Raw genomic sequence first — 22099 nt, 5'->3', positions numbered from 1 at the left:
GTTGACGAAGAGCGATGGATGGTCTCGCAACGTTTAGCAGCCCAAGGTCGGCTCGCCCACCGATCTGCTCTGTGGCTGGGGTTCGGCGAAACGGCGCGGGGCAGGGGCGAGTCCTGACTACGGTCCGGCCGTGCCGGTGGAGTTTCCGGAGGGACAGGTGACGGCCCAGGCCGCCTCGATCATCTGAAAGATCTCGCCCACCGCGGCCTGCGGATCGGCCGCCTCACGGGCCAGCGAATAGGCGTCGATCACGAACCTCGCGATCGCCCGGCAGGCCGTTGGGGTCCCTGACAGGTCGGGATCGGCGGCGATGGCCGCTGCCAGCGACTCCGCGTGGCGCAGCCGCATCGACTCTTCGTACTCCCGCAGGGCGGGTGAAGCGTCGATCATGCGCCAGATCGGGGCGGCACTGTCCGCCGTACAGTGCCGCACCAAGGCCTGGATCTCGCGGCGCAGCGCGGGGACGAGCGGCTCGTGCGCCGCCCGGTCGGTGACCGCCCGCACGAGGCGCTGCTCGAAGTCTTCGTCCTGTTCGAAGACCAGGGCCTCTTTCGAGGCGAAATGGGAGAAGAGCGTGGTGACGGCCACGTCGGCCTCGGCGGCCACCTCACGGATGCCCACCGCCTCGTACCCGCGCTCCAGGAAGAGCCGCAGGGCGGCGTCAGCGATCTTCTGGCGGGTCGCGGCCTTCTTGCGCTCACGGCGTCCGGTCGGCACGGTCATGCCCTCACGCTATCAGGTGCAAATCCATAACAGGTTCAAAACACTAACCGTTAGTGTTACGGTCCCTGCATGAAGAAGGTGAGCTTCGCCGAGTTCGGCGGTCCGGACGTTCTGCACCTCATAGATGCCGAGGAGCCCCACGCGGGCCCCGGCCAGATACGCATCGCCGTACGGGCGGCAGGCGTGAACCCCGTCGATTGGAGGCTCCGCGAAGGCCAGGTCCTGGGGGCTCATCCGATCGAGTTGCCCGCCGGAGTGGGGTTGGACGCCGCCGGGGTGGTGGACGAGGTCGGTGAAGGCGTCGAAGGGGTCGAGGTCGGCGACCGCGTGTTCGGCGAAGGCACGAGCACGTATGCCGAGTTCGCCGTGCTGTCGGCCTGGGCCCGTATGCCCGAGGGCCTGACGTTCGAAGAGGCGGCCGGCTACCCCTCCGTGGTGGAGACCGCGCTGCGCATCATCCGCGAGGTCGGTGTGCGATCCGGGCAGACGCTGCTGGTCAGCGGCGCGTCCGGGGGAGTCGGATCGGCGGTGCTGCAGATCGCCCGCGACCGCGGCATCACGGTGATCGGGACCGCCGGGGCAGCGAACCAGGACTATCTGCGCAGCCTGGGCGCCCTCGCCACGACGTACGACGAGGGCTGGGTCGAGCGGGTGCGGCAGCTCGGCCATGTCGACGCAGCCCTCGACCTGGCCGGCTCGGGCGTGATCCGCGAGCTCGTCGAACTGACCGGGGACCCGCAGAAGGTGGTCTCCATCGCCGATCTCGGTGCGCCGGAGCTCGGTGTCCGATTCTCCGGCGTGGCCGGGAGCGTGCCGGAAGCGCTCGCCGAAGCCGTCGGCCTCATCTCGCGAGGAAAGCTCCACATCCCGGTCGAGAAGTCGTACACGCTCGCCGAGGCCGCGGCGGCGCACATCGACAGCCAGGCCGGCCACACACGCGGGCGCCGGGTCCTGGTTGTCTGAAGACCAGACTGCGTGTCGTCCTCAATCAGAAATTGAGGACGACGCCGACCAGGATCCCGCTGCTTGATCGGACGCCGCGGACACGAACTGGCTGACTTCTGCCTCCAGTGCGGCGGCGAGCATCTGGCGCGCTGAGCAGGGGCGTACCTTCCCGACCCGCGCTGCGAACGCGGGCCTGCTCGGACATCACGGGATCATCGGGAAGGTACGCCTTCTGCGTCCAAGAAGCGCGCCCGCGCGGCCCCGTGCCGGAGCGACGGAGCTTCGTGCGCCTGAGACCGACGGCTGCTCGGTCGGCGACGTGCACCGTGACGCACAAGTTCCCGGGCGCACCGCCGTTCTTGCCGGGGCCCCGGTACGGGCGAGCCGACGCACGGGGGTTGTCACCAGCGGGGTCGTACGAGCTGACGAACGGGATCGGTCGAAGCAGTCTGGTTGGCTCAAGGGAGGCAGCCGACCTGTCACCCACGCTCATCCGGCAGTCGTTCTGTCACCACAAGCGAAGATCGGGACCCCGCGGCCGTTCATGGCGCTTCCATGGGCTATGGCCGCTGCACGGGCCGGGTTGGGCGTGTGCCCCCACACGGTGCGGCAGAGGCTCTCATCGGGCAGACCCGGAACCGTCGGGTTGCAGAAGACAGGTGATGGACATGCGAACTGAGGCCGCCAAGCGGGTGGAGCTGGTCTTCTCCCTCTTCGACGCCAATGGCAACGGAGTCATCGACTCCGACGACTTCGACCTGATGACGGGCCGAGTTCTGGAGGCGGCGGCTGCGTCGGACGACAGCGCCAAGGACGCCATCCGCGCCGCGTTCCGCCGCTACTGGACGACGCTGGCCACTGAACTGGACGCCAACGGCGACGGTGTGATCACCGTGGACGAGTTCCGTCCGTTCGTGCTCGACCCCGAGCGCTTCGGTCCCACGATCACCGAGTTCGCCGAGGCGCTCGCCGCACTCGGCGACCCTGACGGGGACGGCCTGATCGAGCGCCCGCTCTTCGTGTCGCTCATGACGGCGATCGGTTTCGAGGAGGCGAACATCCACGCCCTCTTCGACGCCTTCGGCCCGGACGCCGAGGACCGCATCACCGTGGCTACGTGGGCCGCCGGCATCGAGGACTACTACGCGCCGGACCTGGCCGGGATCCCGGGCGACCGACTGGTGGCCGCCCGGACCGTCTGAAACGCCCCGCCAGCGGCATCCTCGGGCGGGAGCGGCGACCACTGCGACGCACCCTGACCGCCGCCTCCATCGGAACGCGTCCCACCGGGCGGGGCCTGCGGCAGGCCCCGCCCTCGTCCCCGTGCGGACGTCGTCATGACCGCCGCGGGCGTCAGGACCGGGGCTTGTGCGCGAACACCCACCGGTTTCCCTCCAGCGCATCGTTCGGTTCGGGGAGAGGGCCACGTCGGTGCCGACGGGTGAAGTCGAAGGGCGTGTACATCAAGGCGGACCAGCCCTTGGCCGTCAGGACGCCCGCCGAGTCGGGTCGTGGCCCCTTGTCGAACAGGTGGAGCAGGTCGATGCCGGTCTGTTCCCGCGTCGCCGTGTAGATCGGGCTGTCGCGGTACACCATCAGGTCCTTTTCCAGTTTGGCCTCGAAGGCCAGCGCGCTGCCCTCGGTGGTCAGCCTGTCCACCATGTCGATGAGGTACGTCTCGGCGGGCCCCGGCAGGTAGAAGAGGAGTCCCTCGGCCAGCCAGACGCTCGGTGCGGCCGGGTCGAAGCCGACGGTGATCAGCGCGGTGATCCAGTCCGCGCGCAGGTCGACCGGTACGGGGACGCGCTTTGCCTTCGGGGTGGCCGCCAGGTCCGCGAGCACGTGGTGCTTGAAATCCAGCACGCCTGCTCGGTCGATCTCGAAGACCGTGCAGCCGGACGGCCAGTCCAGTCGGAAGGCGCGAGTGTCCAGCCCCGCGCCCAGCAGGACCACCTGCCGGGGGCCCGTCCGGACCGACCCGAGCAGGAAGTCGTCGAGGACCCTGGTCCGCAGGCCGAAGTAGCGGGCGAACCGCCCCCACAGCGGGTTGCCGTCCCCGCCCGGGACCTGCTGGATGCGCACCGGCCAGTCCGCGCACGCCGGGGCGGCACGCACGAAGTGTTCCGCGTAGACGTCCTGGGCCAGAGCGTCGTGGCGGTGGGTCTCGATCGCCCGTGCCGCAGCGACCAGGAGGGCGGTCAGACCGACGCCTCCGTCCACGCCTTCCACGTCCGTGTGCTGTGGCGCCGTGCCAGTCATGTCTCCTCCGTCGGCGGGAGCGGGGACCGCGAGCTTCCTGCTCGTCGGATGTGGTGGGTCCGCGGCGCCGCGTCCCGTGCTCACCGGCTCCTCCCGGCCGGGAGGAGGACGGGTTTGACCACGCGGCCGGCCTCGCAGTCACGTTCGGCCTCGTTGATGTCGGTCAGCGGGTAGGTGCGGATGAGCTGATCGAAGGGAAAGCGTCCAGCCTGCCAGAGCCGGGTCAGCAGCGGTATCAGCAGCCCGGGGACGGCGTCGCCTTCACAGATGTGGCGGATGCTGCGGCCCCGGTCGAGTGTGCCCGGTTCGAGCGGTAGCGGGTCGTGGAGCCGTGCCACCAGGCCGAGGCTGCCGGTCGGGCGCAGTGCGCGGAGCCCCTCGTTGACGAGCGGGGCGGAGGCCGTGGTGTCGAGCGCGTACCGCGCGCCGCCGTCGGTGAGCCGCCGGATCCGCTCCGCCAGTCCTGCCGTTCCGGCGAGCAGCGGGATGGCACCGAACCGTTCGGCCAGGGCCAGCCGTCGGGGATGCCGGTCGACGGCCACGGTCAGCGCGCCGGCGGCGGTGGCTGCCATCACCGCGGCCAGGCCCACGGCTCCCGCGCCGAGAACGACGAGGCTGTCGCCCGGGCCGGCACTGAAGGTGTTCAGTACGGCTCCGGCGCCGGTGAGGAAGCCGCAGCCGAGCGGCCCGAGCATTTCGACGGGCAGCTTGGTGTCGACCCGGACGGCGTTGCGGGCCGAGACGAGCGCGTATTCGGCGAAGGAGGACTGGCCGAACCACCGCGGGGCCAGCGCTCTCCCGTCCGCGTCGGTGAGCCGCGGCGCGCCCTCCCCACGTCCTCCGAAGAGGTTGAGGGAGGCGAAGGAGTCGCAGTAGGCAGGAGCCGCGCCGCGGCAGTTCTGGCAGTGCCCGCAGGAGTCGAAGCTCAGCACGACGTGGTCACCGACGCTGATCGCGTTGTCCGGGCCGCCGCCACTGCGCACCACGACCCCGGATCCTTCGTGGCCGAGTACGGCCGGCAACGGGCTGCTGCCGGCCGATCGCCGGACCGCGAGATCGGTCCGGCACATCCCGCAGCCGGCGATCTCGACCAGGAGCTCGCCCGCGGCGGGTTCCGTCCGCAAGGCCACCTCCTCGACCGCGAACGGGTCCTCGTACGAGCGCAGTACGGCCGCCTGGAACCTCATTCCTCACGCCTCCCATTCCTCACGCCTCCCGCGGGCGGTGGACGACGAACGGCCGTAGGCTGCCGGACGGCTCCCACGGTCCGCCCGCCACGCCGACGGCGCTGTCCCTGATGCCCCCGAAGGGCTGCGCCAGGGACGGTTCGGCGTGGTGGCCGATCGAGGCCGTACCGCATTCGCGCCGGTCGGCCGACGTTTCGGCCCGGCCGGGAGGCGAGGCCGGGCCCGACGGCGACGGTCCTGGCGCGCTCGGCGAGAGCTTCGGCGGCCTGGGCGTGGAGCCGGGCGGGGGAGTGGACGCGTGCCAGGCCCGGCGGGACCGGTCGATCACGGTGTCCAGCGTGTCCGGCTGCTGCTTGGGGGCCTCGTCGGAGGCGTCCCCGGTGGCCGGACCGACGACGGCGACCTGCGCGGCCCGGCGTCGGGGGCTGCGGTCGGGCTCGGAGGTGGGCATGCCGGCGGTCAGCTCCCGGCGGTGACGCCGGCCGCGTGCTCGCGGGCCTGCCGGTCCATCTCCGTCCGGAAGGCGGCCACCAGGTGCGGCTGAATCCGTCCGGCGTTGCGGTCGCCGCCCTCGCAGACCGCTCCGCGCACCCCGACGATGTCCGTACCGATGCGGGTCAGCGGGCCGAGGTCGGCCTGCTTCACACTGCCCGCGAGGGCGGCGAGCAGGCCGGCCGTGTGGGCCAGCCGGACGAACTCGGCGCAGGCGTCAGGCGGCACGTGGTCGAACAGCCGCGTCCCGTCCTTGATCGCGGTGTCGAGCATGGCGGCGTCGGTGCCGGAGCGGGCGGCGATGTCGGGCAGGGCGAGCGGGTTGACGCAGCCGATCCGGTGGGCGTCGGCGTAGCCGGAGGCGACGACGAGCGCTTCGGGGCGGTGGTCCTTCACCGCCCGGACGACCGCGCGCATGACGTCGATGCCCTGGTCGGGCGTCGTGCATCCGTAAAGGCCGACCTTGATGTACGTGGCGCCGGAGACGACCGCGCCGAGTGCGGCCTGCGCCACCGTGCCGGGCTTGTACGGGACATCCCCCACGGTCGCGGACACCGGTTTGTCCGCCGGTACCGCGTCGCGGATCTCCCGGATCACCCAGGGGAAGTTGGCACCGAGCGAGCCCTCGTCGGGCTTCTTGACGTCGACGATGTCGAGGTGCTCCGCCGCCTTCGCGCAGTCGAGGGCCTCCTCGACACCGTCCGGGGAGATGAGAAGCAACACCATGGACTCCTTCCGCCGTCAGTCCGCCCGGCCGGGGGACAGGGGACCGCGGATCACCTGGTTCATGTGCGGTGTGCTCATCATTTCCGTCACCCACGGGAACCGGGAGAGCGCACGGAGAATCTATGGGCGCTTCTGCCCACGCATGCCCACGCACGATGCGCCGGGCATCACCGGGCAAAGCAATAAATCTAGTGAGGTTTCGTCCGCGCCGGCACACGCCTGCCAGGACCGGCGGCAACTCGTCTGCCTTCGAGGAACTGACCGCCCTGCCCGTACGTGGGGATCCGGGATCGACGCGATGCTACGGGCGGAAACCCCGACCAAGGGTGCCGTCGTCCATGAACGGCTGGTCCAGGAGCACGGATCCACTGGCAACTACCAGCGTGTGAAGCTCCACCTGCACGAAGCCCGGCCCCGGATCGCGGAAGAGGTCGGCATCGTTCCCGATGAACTGGCGGGTCCGCACCGCCGGTTCGAGGTTCATTCCCGGAGCCCAGGCGCAAGCCGACCGGGGAGATGAGGGCAAGATCCTCGCCCACGCCGGGATCCCGAAGGTCCGGATGCCGTTCCGCTGCACCCGGATGCGGTCGCGTTCGCAGGGCACTACGACTTCGGCATCGAGGTCCTGGCAGCCTGTTCCCCCACCGGCACAGGCCGGGCCGAGCGGCAGGTCGACATCGTCCGGGACCACGTCCTGGCCGGCCAGGCATGTGCCTCCCTCAAGGAGTTGGACTCCGCGTTCACGGCCTGGATGCCTGTGTGGCGGGCCCGGACCCACCACACCCACGGCGGGGTCATCGGCCTGGGGCTGTCCGGGACCACATGGCCTCGCGGCCGCTGCCCGAGACGCCCTATGCCGTCACCCAGCGGCACCTGCGACCGGTCGGCAAGAACTGCCTCGTCGACGCCGCCGGAAGCCTCTTCCTTTCAGCCCGACCTCGACCCGCGCAAGGTGAAGGACCTGTCCACCCTTGTCGTTAGTCGAAGCCAAGGCGAACGCGGCCCTGCTCGGCCCGCCCGGAGTCGGCAAGCCCCACATCGCCGTCGCAGCCTGCCGGGCCGACGCGCCGGCGCCCGCGGCCATCACGCCGACGACGACTGCTGCCCAAGCGAAGGCCGCCTGCGACGCCCAGCTGAGGCGGCACGTGACGACGGGAGCAGCAAGCCCCTCGCCTGTGTCTCCTGGACGAAGCCGTCCGCTGCCGACCGTCAGGCAGCGATCACGGCCTGGCCGGCACCGGACTGGTGCGACGACCACGGCGCCAACAACACCTGCTACGACACCCGCTTCAAGGCATGCGGCATCTTCGCCGCCGACGTCACCGTGCGCGATGTCCACACCGGGCGGGTCACCGGCAAGATGCACTACCTGGCCATCGCCTACGCCTACAGCGACCACAGCATCGAGAGGTGGGCCCACCAGGTCGAACTGGTGCAGGTCGGCGCTTCCGGCGACGCCAAGGGCGGCAGCGCGAACGGCAAGGGCACGTGCAAAGGCAAGTGCAAGGTCAACGACGGCAAGTTCCCCTCCCGGAAGACGGGACAGGACAAGGAGGCCGACGGACAGTTCTTGTTCGACACCACGATCAAGGCCCGGCCCAGGGCGACAAGGGCAACGGGACGGGGACAGCCCACTGGAAGTTCACCAACCCCAGGTGGGCGGCGCCGTGCAGGGACCATCCCCGCACGTGGTGTCGGCTCATGATCGGGGGCCGGCCGGGTTACAGCTGATACCAGTCGTCGCCACCGGCTTGGAGCGAACGGACGAGGTAGTCCTGCAGGTTGTTGGCGACCCATCGACGACTGTCGCTCTCGTGCTCCCAGACGAAGATGTCGGGACGCTCGGGCTTCTGCACGAAGGCGAACTGGTCGCCGCCTCCGTTGTCCCCGAAGAAGAGGAAGGCGTCGAACGTCATGTAGAGCTGCGCGAACGTCTGGTCGGACCAGAAGAGCAGGTTCCTCTCGACGATCTGATCGATGGGCCAGACGGTGTCCACGTGAGTGTGCCCGATTACCCCATTGCTTTCGAGAAGCAATTGCCGAAGCTCCGCCGGCAGCGTTCGCCTGAGTCGCGTCTCCGCCGCGACGAGATCGGATGCCTGGGCCGGTTCCCGGAAGCCCACGCCGGGAAAGACCGCTGTCGCTGCCTGTCTCCACATGATCCGGAGCCTAGCCAACCACCTCCAGGGCGCCTGTACCGCATCGGCGGTGGCAGATGAGCATGCCGGCGATACCAACGAAGGCCAGGAAGTGTTCGGCCTTGCGCTCGTGGCGTCGGTGCAGGCGACGGCACCCGTTCAGCCAGGACATGATGCGCTCAACCACTCAGCGGTGCCGGCCCAGGCGGCCGGATGGCTCGATGCCTCGCTGGGCGATGCGCGGCACGAGCTGCCGGCGCCGTAGCCATCTGCATAGGTGGTCGAAGTCCGCTGATGAAGAACTCCTGCTCCTGGCCGTGCTCCTGGTCCTCCCCGACGTCGCCGAACGCCAGCTTGGTTCGTTCGCTTTCACCGACAGCGTTTGTCGATGAGTTTCAGCAGCAGTCGGCCACCGGCCGACTCGCGGATGTTCAAGAGAAATGACGGCAGCGCTGGGGTCCAGGGGCGGGGCGCGGTGCGCTCAGGCGGCGTGGCGGGTCTTGCGGCGGCGTATGGCGAGGGTGGTGCCGCCGCCACCGGCGGCGATCAGCGTGGCGGCCACGCCGGCAATCGCCGCGGTGTTGTCGTTCGTGCCGGTCTCGGCGAGGTCGGAGCCCTTGGCCGTAGTCGACGGAGCGCTGTTGGTCTTCATGGTCTTGTCGATCCAGCCCGCATATGCGGGCGCGCTGGTGTAGAGGCCGGGGCCCTGCGAGCACGGCACGTTCGGGGCGCCAGGCCCCGAGGTGACGCCGATCAGCTCCCAGCGGCCGTTCCGGCCCTTTTGGACCTGCGGTCCGCCGGAGTCCCCGAAGCACGCCATGGCCTTGGGCACGGTGGTGATCGTGCACAGCCGGGTCCGGTCCGCGTACCCGGGCGCGCACTCGGACTCGGCGCCCCTGCGGGTGTTCAGCTCCTGCAGCCGGTCCGGGAACTTGAACTTGGTGTCGACGGTGGTGCCGAAGCCCAGGAGCCGGGTCGGCGTGCCGGGCCGCCCTGCCTGCTCGGCGATCTTGATGGGTTGCTGGGCGACCGGGCGGTCCAGGCGTATCAGCGCGATGTCGTTTTTGTTGGCGGCCTTGTTGTCGCCGTTCACATAGCCGGGATGGACGTAGGTCCGGTCGATCTTCCGGACGGTGCCGCCGGACTTGCGGTGGTCGCTGCCGACCCGCACGATGCCGTCCAGCTTGAGCCCCTCGCCCTTCACGCAGTGGGCTGCCGTCAGCACCCACTGCTGGTCGATCAGCGACGCCCCACAGTTCCCATCGATCAGACCCTGGTCCGGGGCCGATGCCGGGATGACCGCCATGAACGGGTACCTCTCGGTGGAGTCCGACCCGTTGACGATGGCTCCGGCGCTGCCGGTCATGACGATGACGCAGGCCGCAATGGCCAGAGCGCCGACGGCAGCGGTGCGGGCGGTACGGCGACGCAGCGGCTTGAAGCTGAACACAGAGGGTTCCCTTTTTGCTTGGTGGATCCGTATGCATTCAGCCTCGTCGTCCGGTGCCTGCCGGACCATCCGGGCAGCGGGCCGGTCGATGGTGGGGCCAGCCCCCCTCTGTACTGGGGAAAGCCCGGCGCCCGGAGTGTGGCTTGCCCGGCGAAGGACTTCGCAGAGTGCCGGAGAAGTCCCCGGAGGGAGTCACCCGCCGGCTGCGACCCGGAACGGCCGATGCTTCGACATCTGCGGTATGAACAGCCCCTTTCACCAGGAGCATCCCGATGCTGTCCCAGCAAGAACCGCAGTGCTGTCAAAACTCGTGAACATCACCCGACCGTCGATCGGGGTGACTCCCGATCCCGTGAACAACCGCTGTCACGACCCGTGAATGAAGCCACCAGATGCTCGTACAGCACAGCCGCGGTCTCCTGGTCCGCCGGTGACGGCTTGCCGCCCCGCGCGGACCGGCCCGGCTGCGTTGGCGGGGGCCGGGGTCCTGGACGCCCGCAGGAGGGGCTGGAGACGGATGCTGGCCTGCTTCGGCGGCACCGGCTTGGTCAGCTGGCGCCGTCGAAGCACTCCTTGCCGGGATGTCCGAAGGATGGGTAATAGCAGGCGCGCAGATTCCGAGGGTGGGGGGCGGCGATCATTGTCGTCGTCACTACGTTGTCCTTCGGCTGTGCTGTTGCAACAGCGCTCCGCGGGTGTGCGTTAGGACCGGCGATTTCGATGCGGACGCCAGGGTGAGTGGGCCAGGCGCGTATCCACCCTGCCTGACAGCTGGGGCTGAGCCGGATTTCGAGCGTGCGCCGGGCGACGGTGTCCGGGCGGGAGCCGCTGAAGAAGCCGGCCGAGCCGCGTGGCCCGGAGCGGGAGGCGTACGCCAGGTTGCTGAACAAGCTGGCGGGGCTCTACCCCGCGGCCGCGGCGGCAGCGGGCGCGGCGCCGACCACCTTCACCTGCGAGTCCGCTCCGACAGAGCGGACTCTGTCCACACGCGCGGCCTCCGAGGCTGCGGGCATGACCGCACCCGAGAACACCCAGACCGCTGCTCCTGCCGAGCAGGCCGTGCCGCGCCTGGCGCGCACCGCCAGGCGCACGTCGACGTCACGCCGCCCGGGCACGCGGAAGGCTGCCCCCGCCAACACCCTGGCGGGCGGCACCGACCCGCGCTTCAAAAGCGGACCGCTCGCGGTCGTCGGCGCCGACGGGCAAGTGCTGGCGTACTGCACCGGCGGCCTGGTCCTGGACGTGCCTGCCAAAGAGCACCAAGGCGGTCGTCCAACTGCTGCGGATCTCCCAGCGCACCGTTGAACGGTACGTGAAGGACCAGATCAAGAAGCGCCGCCCGGACCTCGCCGCGCGCCTGGAGCACGAGGTCAAGAAGCGGTGGCAGCCCCAGATCCGCGCCAGAGCCCGGCGGACGGCAGCGACGACCGGAGGCACCGTCATCGACACCCGGGCCCGCATGGGCTACACCGCGCCGATCGGGTCGACGGATGAGGACCGTGTCCGGCACCTGACCGTCGCGCTGCCGCCCCACTCCGCCGCTCGTCTCTTCGAGGCCCAGGAGGCCGGCGCCACCGACCAGCAGCTCCAGGAGATCGTGGCCGAAGGACTCAAGGAGGTGTACTTCCAGGACCGCGGCCGCCGTGCCGACAGCCTGGAAGAGGTCCGCTTCACGGACATCGAGCACCTCGGTTTCGACCTGTAGTCGCCGCACCCCGAACAGCCCGCGAGCCCCCGTGTGACTGAGCGCTTCATTTGGCGATTGAGCGCGTGAGTTGGCGACCAGAGCATCCGGTGTCGATGGCTTGGGAGGCACGGGTGCATTGGGTCTCGCTGCGGGTGACCTGCGTCTGGGGCTCGGCCTCGAAGAGGCTCACGGCCGGCCAGGCGCATGAGCCTCGTCCGAGCGGCACCAAACAGGAGTTCCCGCCTGATAACGCCTTCTGAATCTCAGATGTTGCGGGTGGCGCTCTGCGCCGCGTGCCATGATCGAGGGGCTCGGGGCGACGGCGCACAGGTGAGTCCACGACGGGGAGGGCGCGGTGGAGGGCCAGCTTCTGGGAGGCCGTTACCGGTTGGTCCGGCAGCTTGGCGAGGGCGGCATGGGCGAGGTCTGGGAGGCGCGGGACGAGACGCTGGACCGGCAGGTCGCTGTCAAAGTGATCTCCCTTCTCGCCGGGGGGGGAAAGCCGTGGGGATGAGGCCCGCGCCCGTTTCCTGCGCGAAGCACGGATCACCGCCCGGCTCCAGCATCCGTACATTGTGTCCGTCCACGATCTCGGCGAGAGCGATACGCAGAGAGGCACCGTGCCCTTTCTGGTCATGGAGTTGGTGCGGGGCGAAGGGCTCGACGTCAAGCTCCGCGAAGGCTCCGTCGACCTGGCCGAGGCGGCCCGGTGGGGCGCTCAGATATGTGACGCATTGGGTGACGCGCACGCTCACGGCATCATGCACCGGGACATCAAGCCGTCCAACATCCTCGTCACACCTTCCGGAACGGTGAAGGTCCTCGACTTCGGTGTCGCACGCGCCGCCGACCCCTACGCGACTGCTGACCGGCTGACCCAGACCGGATTCATCGTGGGCACGCCCCCGTACATGGCGCCGGAGCAGGCGCGCGGCCACCCGGAACCGAGGAGCGATCTGTACGCTCTGGGCTGCCTGCTCTTCGAGCTGGTCACCGGCAGGTTGCCGTTCCAGGCACCGGACAACGTCGGCTATCTGACGGCGCATCTGAGCCAGCAGCCACCCGCCCCCAGTTCCGTGGCCGCGGGTGTGCCAGAGGCCTGGGACGCTGTCCTGCTCAGACTTTTGCGCAAGGATCCCACAGAGCGGTACGCGAGTGCCGCCGACGCCGCTCAGGCCCTGCGGAGGCTTGCGGACGCGCCCGAGCCCGTGCCGGCGGCCACCGCACTGCTGACAGAGGTTCGGCCGTCGTCGTCCCCCGGTGGCCCCTCTCCCCGGAAGCCCGTTGCGCCGCGGTCCTGGATCGCGATCGCGGTCTGGTTCCTCATCATGCTGGTGGCCGCCACGGTGACCGCGGCCAATATCGACGGAGCCTATGACGGCCGCGACGTAGCCAGCGGCGTCGGCGCAGTCGCCATCGCCACTGTGGGGCTGATCGTATGGTTCGCCGTGCAGGCAAGACCCCGTTGGCAGGCACGCGTGGCCCTGCCGCTCCGGTTTCTCCCGTCGGCGCTCCTCTTCTGCGCCTACGCCATGGTGGTCGCGTCCGCCGCGGCGGACGACAGCATCGACTGGGGCTACTGGCTGCCCCCTGGCGGGATCTCCATGCTGTCGCTGGCGGGCCTCCTGGCAATGGCCGCGGCCCTCACTTCCCGGACGGAACGCCGGACGCGCGGAATCGGCTACGCCCTCGTCGGCGTCAACGCCGCCGCGGTATGGGGATCATCCACACAGCTGGTCTCGGGTAGTCGGGTCTGGTTTCAGTACGTCGGTTTCGTCCAGCCGCAATGGGTCCCCCTCGCCATAGGCGTGTCGGCCATCGCGCTGTACTGCACGCGCGAGATCAGAACGCGCCGGGCGGGTTCCGCATCGAGGTCTGGACGAACACTGCCGAGCACGACGACGAGAACTGGCTCTCCACGCTCATCTCGCTGATCGCCACGTGCCGCCGCAATGTGCCGGACGGCCCAGTCGAGCACCTCTGCCAGGGGCCCTGGGCGACAGTGAGGCTTTCCACCCTCACTCTGAGCTGGTCAGATGAGGGGTGAGGACGGCCTGGACGAGGTTGGTGAACCGGGTGGTCGAGCACCGCAGTTTGCGGAGGAGCCGCCAGGACTTGAGGGTGGCGACGGCCTGCTCGACGAGGGCCCGGATCTTTGCGTGGTACCGGTTCACCTCCTTCTGGCCTGCGGAGAGGGTCTCCCGCCGGTCAGCCGGTAGGGAACACGGCGAAGCAGGATGCAGGCCAGCACCGGCTGGGAGCTCACATGACGTTCCGGCTCACGAAGCGGGGCCACTTCCACGGCATCAGCCTCGGCCTGCTCGCGCTGGCGGACTACCTTGCCGGGGGCAGCAAGCGCCGACGCCGCGCCCTGTCGCTGTGGGACGAGGACATGCGCAACCGGCAGCAGCACGAGACGGACACCGGCCACCTCCCATCCGGCGGCGGCATGACCGGTGGGCAGCGCCGGGCCGAAATACGCGCCCTCGCCGAGCAGCTCGGCCTGGCCCCGCTGTCCGCACCCAGGACCCACCAGATCCTGCTCACCGCCGCACCGGCCGCGGGCCTGACCGCCGTGAAGGTGGGCGCCGCCTGGCGGGTGGCTTCCGGGTTCGCACACGGCCGCTACTGGCCCAACCTGCGCGCGTCCCAGCCCCGCGCGGTCATCCCGGGAGGCGACGGCCACACCGTCGCCTTCGTCCTGGACGAGGACCAGCACCGGCCGCTCGCCGAGTACCGCGCCCTCGTCTTCCTTGCGCGGGCTGACCACCTTCCCCGGACCGGGACGGCGATGGGTGACGTGCTCCGCCTCGTCCAAACCCTCGCTCCTCGCACACCGACAGCCACACTGTGCGGGGCGGGCTACGGATCCGGGTGAACCGACAGAGACCCTCACCTCCGTGGACCGGCTGGCGGCAGCTACGGGCCAGGGCGACGACGTCCGGCTCGCTCTCGCGGAGCTCGTGAAATCCGGCGATGCCCGTGTCCAGCGCGGCGAGGAGCCGCCCGACGCGGAGCGCCTGGAGGCCCACCGCCGCTTCCGCCTGGTCATGGACTGGGAGCACTTCCACGAGAACCGCATCCGGGTGAGACGCGGGTGTCTGAGGCCGCGCACGGCACCCTGGGGACCAGCGACACGCGCCTGATCGTGCTCCGCGGCAACCGCGCCTCGGCAATCGGCCATCGTGGCCGGCCTGCGCGAGAAGTTCGGCCGCAACCTCGCGATGCTGAGTGCCTTGCGCACGTCGACGTCGGCCACCTGCGCGACTGGAACCGAAAGAAGGACCTGCTCCCCAACGGCCTGGAGACCGTCGTTGACGCGGCCAGTGCCCTGGACGACACGATCCATCAGGTTCTCTCCGGAGCGGCCTGGACGACATTCCCCCGATCGACGGCTGAGGGGCGCCACCGCAGGTACGGTCGGCTTCACGGTACGGAGGACAACACACACCACCCGGACCCAGGGGGTCCAACGGGCGTGGAGAACGAACCGCAGAGCATCCCGTGGCGCGGCGAGTGGCGACGACACCTCCGCTCCGGTCGGGAAATGGATCTCAAGGCGTCGCCGTGGCCTGTTCGGTGGTCAGGCGGACCCGCCAGTCACGGACGTCGTCAGGGGGGATGGAGGCCAGGCGGGCTATCTCCGCGTCGTCGCGGCCGTCGGCCCACGCCAGGATCCGGGTCACGGTGCGGTTCCGCGCGGTGCGGAGGTCCTTGAGTATGCCTTCGAGGCGTTCGACCTCCTCGCCTTCGTAGGCGAGTTGCCGGTCGACGGCGGCCCGTTCGTCGGCGCGCAACTGCTGCAGATAGGCGGGGAGACCGGTCAGCACCAACCCCTCCTCGTGCGCGGCGTTCTGGAAGCGTTCGGCCAGGGCCGCCAGCACGCAGTCGGGCACATCGGCGAGCGTGGCTCCGGGGGGCTTGGCCGCCTCCCAGGTGTCCCTGCCGGCCTCTGTCGTCTCCAACCAGGTGCGGGCCTCCGTCGGGGAACGGTCGCCGCACGCCGTGGCGCGATAGGCGTACAGGGCGGCGCGATGGCCGTAGAAGGTGAAACCGTCCTCGATCTGCCGGTCGGCGGCGCGGCACATCCGCCCCGGGACACCGCCGTAGCCCGAGTCGGGCCGGTAGTCGGCGTAAGCCTCCAGTTCCGCGTCGGTGGCCACTCCCCAGGACGGGTCGCACAAGTCGGGGTTTCTCGCGAGGAACGCGCCGACCTCGACCCGCCACGCGGGGACCGGGCTCATCCGGAGCCGGGGCCAGACGACGTCTCCGGAGGGAGCGAAGGTGTAGGTGGCGGCCTGCTCGATGTCGTCCCAGGCGGTGGCGGCCTCGGCGGACCACTCCAGTTCGCCGGCCGGTCCCGTACGGTGGATCGAGTCCACGAGCCGCTGTACGGCGGGCAGTGTGCGCAGCGCGAGCGCATGCAACTCCTCGGCCGTGAAGAAGCGCCAGGAGTAGCCGCGCCGTTCGTCGTGCGCAAGGTGGGTCAGCAGGTGCACGAGAACGCCGGGGGCCGGCAGTGTCCCATCGCCGAGTGCGCTGCGCGGGACACCGGGGAGCTGGCGTTCCAGGTGCTCGCGCGAGGCTCGCCAGTCGACGTCCCCGAACCAGACCCCACCGCTCTGCGCGTCGATGGCCAGCCACTGGTGGTATCCCACGCCCGGGCCGTCCCGCTCCTCTTGCTGCTCGGCGTCTTCGTCGTGCCAGACGTACTCGGCGGGGGGCGGGTTCAGCCCCACGGCCACGAAGCCGTCCTCCACGCGATAGCCGGTGAGGATGTGGGCTGTGATCGGTGCGCTGTCGGCGGCGGTCATGAGGGGTTTCCTCTCGGTGGAACGGCAACCGCCGCAAACCGTAGGTGTGTCCGTCGGCCACCAGTTCAATTTTGAGTCATTTATGCCTGGCTCGGCGCGGCAGGCGGGCACTGCCGGGGTCCCGGTGTCACGCGAGGTCTACGCGCGTGCAAGTGATCACCAGGTTGGCCATAATTCACGCGGCCTCCACGTTTTATTCGCTTCACGGCATGCTTTTGCAGCTCGCCCTCGCTCGATTCGAAGGCATGTCGGGCGCGTACGGCCGCATGGGACACCGGTCGCCGGATCTGCAAACACCTATTCAAGGTTCCGCTACTGGCCGGGGGTTGCGGCGCGTTCCCCACGAACGCAACGTGCTTGACGCCAGCCGCGGCCGATCCGGCGCGGCCTTTCACCAGCTTCGGCGCGCGGCCTCACGGGCAGCGCGGGCGGCGGCCCGCGGGCTGAGGTCGGTCCCGGTGACGCGGTGCCCGCGCAGCGCCAAGCCGATGGCCTGCGTGCCGATGCCGCAGGAGCAGTCGAGCACCGCCACTCGGTCCCGGCCGATCGGAGCGTCCAGGGCGTCCCCCTGCCGACGGATGCTCGCGTCCCGGTCCGCGTAGATCAGGTGGTAGTCGTCGGCGAGTTCGGCGTAGAAGTGCGCCACCGATGTCCCGGGCACGGCCAGAGGTTACGGTCCCTTGTCGCCGAGGGCCCTGATCGCTCCTCGAACGGGGCGCTCTCCCTCACTGACGGCAGTGCCGCGACGACAGTGCCGCGCTGTGTGGAGGCGTTTTCCCCTGGCGGCTACCACGAGCGCTCGCGGCCGCGCAGAAAGTCGCTGGTGGCGTACAGCCAGCACGCGTACGCGCGGGTCACCAGGGAGCTGGGCACCATGCGGTCGTAGCGCGGCGGGTGGTAGCGGTAGGTGTACTCGGTGGCGGCCAGCCGGGCGATCGGGGAGACCCGCCGGGAACGGAGGTGTTCGTAGCGGCGCAGCACCGAGACGGGGTTTCCCGACCGGTGGGCGAGCAACCGGGCGAGCACCCAGGCGTCCTCCAGTGCCTGGTTGGCGCCCTGGGCGACGATGGGCGGCATCGTGTGAGCCGCGTCGCCGAGCAGGGTCGAGCGTCCGGTGCCCCAGACCCGGCGGACCCGATGGGTGTGGTGCGGGAACATCTCGATCTCCGTCTCCCGAAGGCCCTCCAGTACCGCCGGCACAGGCGCCGCCCAGCGGGCGAAGCGCTCACGGAGCAAGGGCAGGGCGGGTGCCCCGGCCGTGCCGGGGTGCCACGGGAGGCTGAACCACCACTGGAGGGTGTCCGGCCCGGCCGGCAGCAGTCCGCAGAAGCCGGCCCGGCCGTTGATCATGAGCCCGTGGTGCGGACCGGTGATCCGGGAACGACGGTCCGCGAGGCCTTGCCAGGTCGCCCAGCCGGCCGGAACGGTCGGGTCGTGCCCCCACAACTGCCGACGAACGGCGGAGTGGTGGCCGTCGGCGCCCACCAGCAGGTCACCCTCGACCGTGCCGCCGTCCACGAAGACGGCCTGGACGCCGGAGCCGTCCTCCTTGACCTGCGCGCACCGGCGTCCGTACGCGATGGTGCCCTCCGGCAGGCCGTCGGCGAGGCGGGCGAGCAACTCGCGGCGCGGCGCGGTGATGCCGGGATGGCCCAGTCGGCGGGCCGCGTACCCGACGTCGATGGCGTAGAGGTGTCTCCCGGCGTCGGTCCGGGTCTCCAACCGGTCGATCCGGGCGCCCAGTCCGTCGGTGGAGACTCCGAGCGCGCGCAGGATGCCGACTCCTCCACTCCAGACAGTGATTGCCGAGCCTGAGGTCCGGGGGCTCGGCGCCTGCTCCAGCACGGTCACCCGGTGTCCCGTCGTGAGCAGTCCCCGGGCGAGCGCCAGACCGCCGATGCCCGCACCAACTACCAGTACTCGCATGGAAGTTGATCCCCCATTTGTGAATACATCGGCGAGTGGGAGCAATGCGGCGCCCACGCTCATACAGTAAGGACGAGAGTCCTCAAGTGTCACGTCCCACCCGCTACTGGCCTGCAGTCCAGATACCGAGGGTCACTATCGTGCGCACTGATCTGAAGGTTGCCGTCTCCCGTGGAGTGGACCACCTGCTGTCGATCCAGGAACCGGAGGGCTGGTGGTCCCGCTGTCCGGACGCGAATGTGATGGTCGACGCGGTCGACCTCTTCATCCGCGAACTGTTGGGGGTACGCGACGAGCGCATCCTCGCGGCGACCGCCCGCTGGATCCGGTCCCGACAACTACCCGACGCCGGATGGGGCCTGTACCCGGGAGGCCCCGGCGACCTGTCCACCACCGTAGAAGCCTACGTTGCGCTGCGGCTGGCCGGCGACGGTCCGGAGGAACCGCACATGGCGGCCGCGGCCCGTTTCGTCCGCAGCCAGGGGGGCGCCGAACGCTGCCGCCTGGAAGCACACCTGTGGCTGGCCCTGTTCGGCCAGGAGGACTGGCGGGCCGTGCCCACCGTGCTCACCGAGGCGGTGCTGCTGCCTCCGCGCTTTCCGCTGTCGCTCTACCGCCTGTCGACCTGGGCCCGGCTGGCGATGGTGCCGCTCGGCCTGGTCCACCGGACCAGGCCCTGCCACGACCCGGGCTTCCGGACGCAGGAGTTGTGGACCCGCCGCCCCGCCCCGGTCACGCTGCCACCAGCCCTCCGGGCGGTGAACCGCGCGGCCGGCTGGTACAACGAGCACGCGCTCGGCCTGCCGCGCCGCCGGGCGGTCAAGCGTGCCGTCCGGTGGATCGTCGACCGCCAGGAGGCGGACGGCGCCTGGCTGGCTTGCAACGTGGCCTCGGTGTTCTGCCTCCTCGGCCTCCATGCCGCGGGCCTGAGCAAGGAGCACCCCGCGATCCGCGCCGGACTGCGCGGGCTGGACGGCTTCGCCGTATGGCAGGACAGCGCCGACGGCCCCGTCCGCCGGATGAACTGCATGCCCACACCGGTCTGGGACACCGCCCTGTGCGTGACCGCACTGGCCGACGCCGGCCTCGGCACCGACCACCCCGCTCTGCTGCGGGCCGCCCGCTGGCTCGCCGGCCAGGAGGTCACCGCGCACGGTGACTGGGCCATGGCCAGGCCCGGGCGGGCCGCGGGCGGCTGGTCGGTCGGCTTCGTCGAACAGGCATTCCCCGACTGCGACGACACGGCGGTGGTCATCGAGGCGCTTTCCAGGGTGACGGCGTCCGACCCCGTCGAGGCCGCCCGACTGCGCGGCGCCACCGTTCGCGGTACGGCCTGGCTGCTGGCCATGCAGTCCTCGGACGGCGGCTGGGGTGCCTACGACGCGGACAACACCTCATGGGCCGCATCCCGCCTCAGCACCCTCGACTTCACCGAACTGACCGACCGGCCCTGCCCGGACATCACCGCACACGCCCTGGAGAGTCTGGCCCGCCAGGGCCTCCAGGCCGATCCGAGGCTCCGGGCCGCCGTGAGGTGGCTGACGCGTCATCAGGCCGCGGACGGCTCCTGGTTCGGCCGGTGGGGCGCCAACCACCTCTACGGCACCGGAGCGGCGGTCACCGCGATGCTGAGCGCCGGCGTCCCGCCGCACAGCCCACCGGTGCGGCGCGCTATCGACTGGCTGACCGACCACCAGAACTCGGACGGGGGCTGGGGCGAGAGCCTGCGTTCCTACGAGGACCCGGCGTGGTGCGGTCGCGGGCCCTCCACCCCCAGCCAGACCTCCTGGGCACTGCTCGCCCTGCACGCGGCCGGTCTGCCGGCCGACGACGACCGGGTCGACCGGGGGCTGGCATGGCTGGTCGCGGCCCAGCGGGAGGACGGCGGCTGGGACGAGGAGCCGTTCACCGGCACCGTCCTGCCGCGGCAGTTCTACATGAGCTACCCCCTGTACCGCCACCTCTTCCCCGTCATGGCGCTCGGGCGCTACCAGCGCTGATGCCGCCCCGGGTCACCGGCCGCCGTCCGGAACCGGCGCCGCCGCCCCGTCCCGTCCTGGATCTGCGCTGCCCCGAGCCACCGGTGACCACCAGAAACGGAGTCCCGTGAAGAAGCCCAGAGTCAAGGCGAACGACCTCACCCAGTACGACGACCTCGCCGACCAGTGGTGGGATCCGCGCGGCCCCTTCGCCGCGCTCGGCTGGATCGCGGCCGAACGCGGCCGGCGCATCCCACCGGCCGACCGGCCCGGCGCCCGGCTGGTCGACGTCGCCTGCGGCGGCGGTCTGCTCCACCCGCACCTGGCCGGCAAGGGTTACCGGCACATCGGCGTGGACCAGTCCGAGCGCTCGCTGGAGGTGGCCGCCGCCCACGGTGTCGACGAGACGGTCCTGGCCGACGTGGCCAAGCTGCCGTTCGAGGACGACAGCGTGGACGTCGTGGTCGCCGGTCAGTGCCTGGAGCATGTCCCGGACCCGTACGCCGTGGTCACCGAATGCTGCCGCATTCTCCGCCCGGGCGGCACCCTGCTGCTCGACACCATCGCCGACACCTTCCTGGCCCGGATCCTCATCGTCACGCTGACCGAGAACCTCCCGTTGCCCGGAATGGCTCCCAAGGGCTGTCACGACCACCGGCTCTTCGTCAACCGCCTGCGCTTGGTCCAGGCCGCCGCGCTCGGCGGCGTGGAACTGCGCCTGTACGGGCTCTGGCCGCAGGCCCGCGCGCTCATCCCCTGGTTCTTCAAGCTCCGGTCGACGGTTCCGATGTCCCCCACCCGCTCCACCAATGTGATGTTCCAGGCGATCGGTACCAAGCGCCCGCCTGCCCCGGGAAGCGAACGGTGACGGCTGAGCGCGCGACGGCGACGCCCGTCCGGACCCGGCCGGGACCGCGGGCCTGGCTGGTGGCTGCCGGGCCGCCACTCGTCCTGGTCATCGTGCTGCAGGGCCTGTACGCGGTGGCCGCCGCCCGCCATGTGCATCCGCTGGAGCCCTGGCGGGTGGCGCTGACCCTTTTCGTCCTCGTGCCGGACTGTGTCGGACGGCGCTACGTGAACGATTACGAGGACTACGTACGCGGCCTCGACAAGACGGACCGGGTGCGGCCCGAGAGCGCCCTCGCGCAAGGCCTGGACATGCGCCGGCTCCGACTGGCCGGGCTCGGCTGCTTCGCCGTCGCCTGGGCCGGTCTCACCGTGCTGGCCGTCACCACCACCTGGTGGCTGCTGCTCCTGATCGCCCTCTGCTACCTCGCCTACTTCGGCTACGCGGGCGGCCCGCGGCCACTGGGCCACCGGGCGTTGGGCGAGTTGCTGGACTTCGCGGTGACCGGCTTCGGCGTCACACTGATCCTCGCCTGGCTGAACGCGGGCCGGGTCGATGCAACCCTGCTGCTCGCGGCCCTGGGCCCCGGGTTCCTGTTCGCCGCATTGATGCTCCACAACAACGCCCGTGACACGGAGAAGGACGCCGCGGTCGGCAAGACGACCCTGCCGCACGTCATCAGTCCGGCGGTGACGAAGCTGCTGTACGGCGGCTGTCTGACCGGCTTCTACCTGGTCGACGCCGTACTGGCCTGGCGTCTGCACGCGGTCGGCGTGCTGCTGCCGCTGCTCACGCTGCCGTGGGCCGCGGCGCTGGTCGCTGCGGTCGCCCGGTCCCGGATCGGCCCGTCGATGGCCTCCTGGGCCTGGCTGTACTACCTGATGATCGCCGACTTCGTGCTCTTCGCGACGGGAGCGTGGATCTGA

The 22099-nt window shown here is 70.5% G+C and carries 21 protein-coding genes and 3 pseudogenes; 11 read left to right on the top strand and 13 right to left on the bottom strand.

The features are described 5' to 3' along the window. Positions 1-117: 117 nt before the first annotated feature. The gene (locus IEZ20_RS32955; protein WP_189305471.1) at positions 118-723 is read right to left on the bottom strand and encodes a TetR/AcrR family transcriptional regulator; all 606 of its coding nucleotides are present in this window, start codon (positions 721-723) and stop codon (positions 118-120) included. A gap of 69 nt (positions 724-792) precedes the next feature. Here IEZ20_RS32955 and IEZ20_RS32950 point away from each other — a divergent pair, with 69 nt between their 5' ends. Continuing rightward, positions 793-1686, top strand: a complete 894-nt coding sequence (locus IEZ20_RS32950; RefSeq protein ID WP_189305469.1) for an NADP-dependent oxidoreductase — start codon at positions 793-795, stop codon at positions 1684-1686. 650 nt (positions 1687-2336) lie between these two features. Beyond that, complete coding sequence (locus IEZ20_RS32945; protein WP_189305467.1) at positions 2337-2870, top strand: EF-hand domain-containing protein; 534 nt, start codon at positions 2337-2339, stop codon at positions 2868-2870. 151 nt (positions 2871-3021) lie between these two features. On the opposite strand, the gene IEZ20_RS32940 is transcribed toward IEZ20_RS32945, so the two are convergent. The 5 genes and pseudogenes from IEZ20_RS32940 to IEZ20_RS40910 form a co-directional block, all read right to left on the bottom strand. After that, positions 3022-3927, bottom strand: coding sequence for a class I SAM-dependent methyltransferase (locus IEZ20_RS32940; RefSeq protein WP_189305464.1), 906 nt, complete (start codon positions 3925-3927; stop codon positions 3022-3024). Positions 3928-4007: 80 nt separating this feature from the next. Beyond that, positions 4008-5114: an NAD(P)-dependent alcohol dehydrogenase gene (locus tag IEZ20_RS32935; RefSeq protein ID WP_189305463.1), complete on the bottom strand. Its 1107-nt coding sequence runs from the start codon at positions 5112-5114 to the stop codon at positions 4008-4010. Between the two features lie 19 nt (positions 5115-5133). Continuing rightward, positions 5134-5316 (bottom strand): annotated as a pseudogene (locus tag IEZ20_RS32930) (aldehyde dehydrogenase family protein); the annotation flags it as partial. Between the two features lie 257 nt (positions 5317-5573). Next, positions 5574-6329, bottom strand: coding sequence for a (5-formylfuran-3-yl)methyl phosphate synthase (locus IEZ20_RS32925; protein WP_189305543.1), 756 nt, complete (start codon positions 6327-6329; stop codon positions 5574-5576). Between the two features lie 304 nt (positions 6330-6633). Continuing rightward, a complete protein-coding gene (locus tag IEZ20_RS40910; RefSeq protein ID WP_189305460.1) occupies positions 6634-6816 on the bottom strand; it encodes a hypothetical protein in 183 nt (60 codons plus the stop codon). A 369-nt stretch (positions 6817-7185) separates the two neighbouring features. Between IEZ20_RS40910 and IEZ20_RS32915 the strand changes: the two genes are divergently transcribed. After that, complete coding sequence (locus IEZ20_RS32915; protein WP_189305458.1) at positions 7186-8037, top strand: hypothetical protein; 852 nt, start codon at positions 7186-7188, stop codon at positions 8035-8037. 16 nt (positions 8038-8053) lie between these two features. Here IEZ20_RS32915 and IEZ20_RS32910 read toward each other — a convergent pair whose 3' ends face one another. Then, positions 8054-8491: an SMI1/KNR4 family protein gene (locus tag IEZ20_RS32910; RefSeq protein ID WP_189305456.1), complete on the bottom strand. Its 438-nt coding sequence runs from the start codon at positions 8489-8491 to the stop codon at positions 8054-8056. A gap of 49 nt (positions 8492-8540) precedes the next feature. Between IEZ20_RS32910 and IEZ20_RS40840 the strand changes: the two genes are divergently transcribed. After that, positions 8541-8735: a hypothetical protein gene (locus IEZ20_RS40840; protein WP_189305455.1), complete on the top strand. Its 195-nt coding sequence runs from the start codon at positions 8541-8543 to the stop codon at positions 8733-8735. Between the two features lie 216 nt (positions 8736-8951). Here the strand turns inward: IEZ20_RS40840 and IEZ20_RS32900 are convergent, their stop codons facing one another. Together IEZ20_RS32900 and IEZ20_RS32895 are read right to left on the bottom strand one after the other, a co-directional pair. Next, positions 8952-9920, bottom strand: a complete 969-nt coding sequence (locus IEZ20_RS32900; protein ID WP_189305453.1) for a serine protease — start codon at positions 9918-9920, stop codon at positions 8952-8954. 548 nt (positions 9921-10468) lie between these two features. Continuing rightward, complete coding sequence (locus IEZ20_RS32895; RefSeq protein ID WP_189305452.1) at positions 10469-10810, bottom strand: DUF2690 domain-containing protein; 342 nt, start codon at positions 10808-10810, stop codon at positions 10469-10471. Positions 10811-11043: 233 nt separating this feature from the next. Between IEZ20_RS32895 and tpg the strand changes: the two genes are divergently transcribed. Both tpg and IEZ20_RS32880 read left to right on the top strand, forming a co-directional pair. Further along, positions 11044-11625, top strand: coding sequence for a telomere-protecting terminal protein Tpg (gene tpg / locus IEZ20_RS32885; protein WP_444545265.1), 582 nt, complete (start codon positions 11044-11046; stop codon positions 11623-11625). A gap of 512 nt (positions 11626-12137) precedes the next feature. Next, complete coding sequence (locus IEZ20_RS32880; RefSeq protein WP_308434715.1) at positions 12138-13541, top strand: protein kinase domain-containing protein; 1404 nt, start codon at positions 12138-12140, stop codon at positions 13539-13541. Positions 13542-13625: 84 nt separating this feature from the next. On the opposite strand, the pseudogene IEZ20_RS32875 reads toward IEZ20_RS32880, so the two are convergent. Further along, positions 13626-13834, bottom strand: a pseudogene (locus IEZ20_RS32875) (transposase family protein); the annotation flags it as partial. Between the two features lie 39 nt (positions 13835-13873). Between IEZ20_RS32875 and IEZ20_RS32870 the strand changes: the two are divergent. Beyond that, positions 13874-14485 carry a hypothetical protein gene (locus IEZ20_RS32870; RefSeq protein ID WP_189305450.1) on the top strand — a complete coding sequence of 204 codons (612 nt, stop codon included), beginning with the start codon at positions 13874-13876 and terminating at the stop codon, positions 14483-14485. A 22-nt stretch (positions 14486-14507) separates the two neighbouring features. Next, entirely contained in the window at positions 14508-14753 is a 246-nt protein-coding gene (locus IEZ20_RS32865; RefSeq protein WP_229896394.1) for a DUF6042 family protein, read from the top strand. 408 nt (positions 14754-15161) lie between these two features. Here IEZ20_RS32865 and IEZ20_RS32860 read toward each other — a convergent pair whose 3' ends face one another. From IEZ20_RS32860 to IEZ20_RS32850, 3 genes and pseudogenes are all read right to left on the bottom strand, one after another. Further along, the gene (locus tag IEZ20_RS32860) at positions 15162-16421 is read right to left on the bottom strand and encodes a hypothetical protein (protein WP_189305448.1); all 1260 of its coding nucleotides are present in this window, start codon (positions 16419-16421) and stop codon (positions 15162-15164) included. A gap of 400 nt (positions 16422-16821) precedes the next feature. After that, a pseudogene (locus tag IEZ20_RS32855) lies at positions 16822-17082 on the bottom strand (methyltransferase domain-containing protein); the annotation flags it as partial. Between the two features lie 125 nt (positions 17083-17207). Then, positions 17208-18347: an FAD-dependent oxidoreductase gene (locus IEZ20_RS32850; protein WP_189305445.1), complete on the bottom strand. Its 1140-nt coding sequence runs from the start codon at positions 18345-18347 to the stop codon at positions 17208-17210. A gap of 140 nt (positions 18348-18487) precedes the next feature. Here IEZ20_RS32850 and shc point away from each other — a divergent pair, with 140 nt between their 5' ends. The 3 genes from shc (at position 18488) to IEZ20_RS32835 (ending at position 22099) form a co-directional block, all read left to right on the top strand. After that, a complete protein-coding gene (shc, locus tag IEZ20_RS32845) occupies positions 18488-20347 on the top strand; it encodes a squalene--hopene cyclase (RefSeq protein ID WP_229896393.1) in 1860 nt (619 codons plus the stop codon). Between the two features lie 106 nt (positions 20348-20453). Then, entirely contained in the window at positions 20454-21194 is a 741-nt protein-coding gene (locus IEZ20_RS32840) for a methyltransferase domain-containing protein (RefSeq protein WP_189305440.1), read from the top strand. After that, positions 21191-22099 (top strand): UbiA family prenyltransferase, encoded by a 909-nt coding sequence (locus IEZ20_RS32835; RefSeq protein ID WP_189305438.1) that lies wholly within the window; start codon positions 21191-21193, stop codon positions 22097-22099. The genes IEZ20_RS32840 and IEZ20_RS32835 overlap by 4 nt, the downstream gene beginning before the upstream one ends.

Source organism: Streptomyces cinerochromogenes, from assembly GCF_014648635.1.
Taxonomy (GTDB): Bacteria; Actinomycetota; Actinomycetes; order Streptomycetales; family Streptomycetaceae; genus Streptomyces; species Streptomyces cinerochromogenes.
The sequence above is the reverse complement of the archived record's forward strand: the minus strand, read 5'-3'. Positions and strand labels throughout refer to the sequence as shown.

Coding starts and splice junctions, on each gene's coding strand:
- IEZ20_RS32955 (WP_189305471.1), bottom strand. CDS start 723: ATGACCGTGCCGACCGGACGCCGTGAGCGCAAGAAGGCCGCGACCCGC.
- IEZ20_RS32950 (WP_189305469.1), top strand. CDS start 793: ATGAAGAAGGTGAGCTTCGCCGAGTTCGGCGGTCCGGACGTTCTGCAC.
- IEZ20_RS32945 (WP_189305467.1), top strand. CDS start 2,337: ATGCGAACTGAGGCCGCCAAGCGGGTGGAGCTGGTCTTCTCCCTCTTC.
- IEZ20_RS32940 (WP_189305464.1), bottom strand. CDS start 3,927: ATGACTGGCACGGCGCCACAGCACACGGACGTGGAAGGCGTGGACGGA.
- IEZ20_RS32935 (WP_189305463.1), bottom strand. CDS start 5,114: ATGAGGTTCCAGGCGGCCGTACTGCGCTCGTACGAGGACCCGTTCGCG.
- IEZ20_RS40910 (WP_189305460.1), bottom strand. CDS start 6,816: ATGAACCTCGAACCGGCGGTGCGGACCCGCCAGTTCATCGGGAACGAT.
- IEZ20_RS32915 (WP_189305458.1), top strand. CDS start 7,186: ATGCCGTCACCCAGCGGCACCTGCGACCGGTCGGCAAGAACTGCCTCG.
- IEZ20_RS32910 (WP_189305456.1), bottom strand. CDS start 8,491: ATGTGGAGACAGGCAGCGACAGCGGTCTTTCCCGGCGTGGGCTTCCGG.
- IEZ20_RS32870 (WP_189305450.1), top strand. CDS start 13,874: ATGACGTTCCGGCTCACGAAGCGGGGCCACTTCCACGGCATCAGCCTC.
- IEZ20_RS32860 (WP_189305448.1), bottom strand. CDS start 16,421: ATGACCGCCGCCGACAGCGCACCGATCACAGCCCACATCCTCACCGGC.
- IEZ20_RS32850 (WP_189305445.1), bottom strand. CDS start 18,347: ATGCGAGTACTGGTAGTTGGTGCGGGCATCGGCGGTCTGGCGCTCGCC.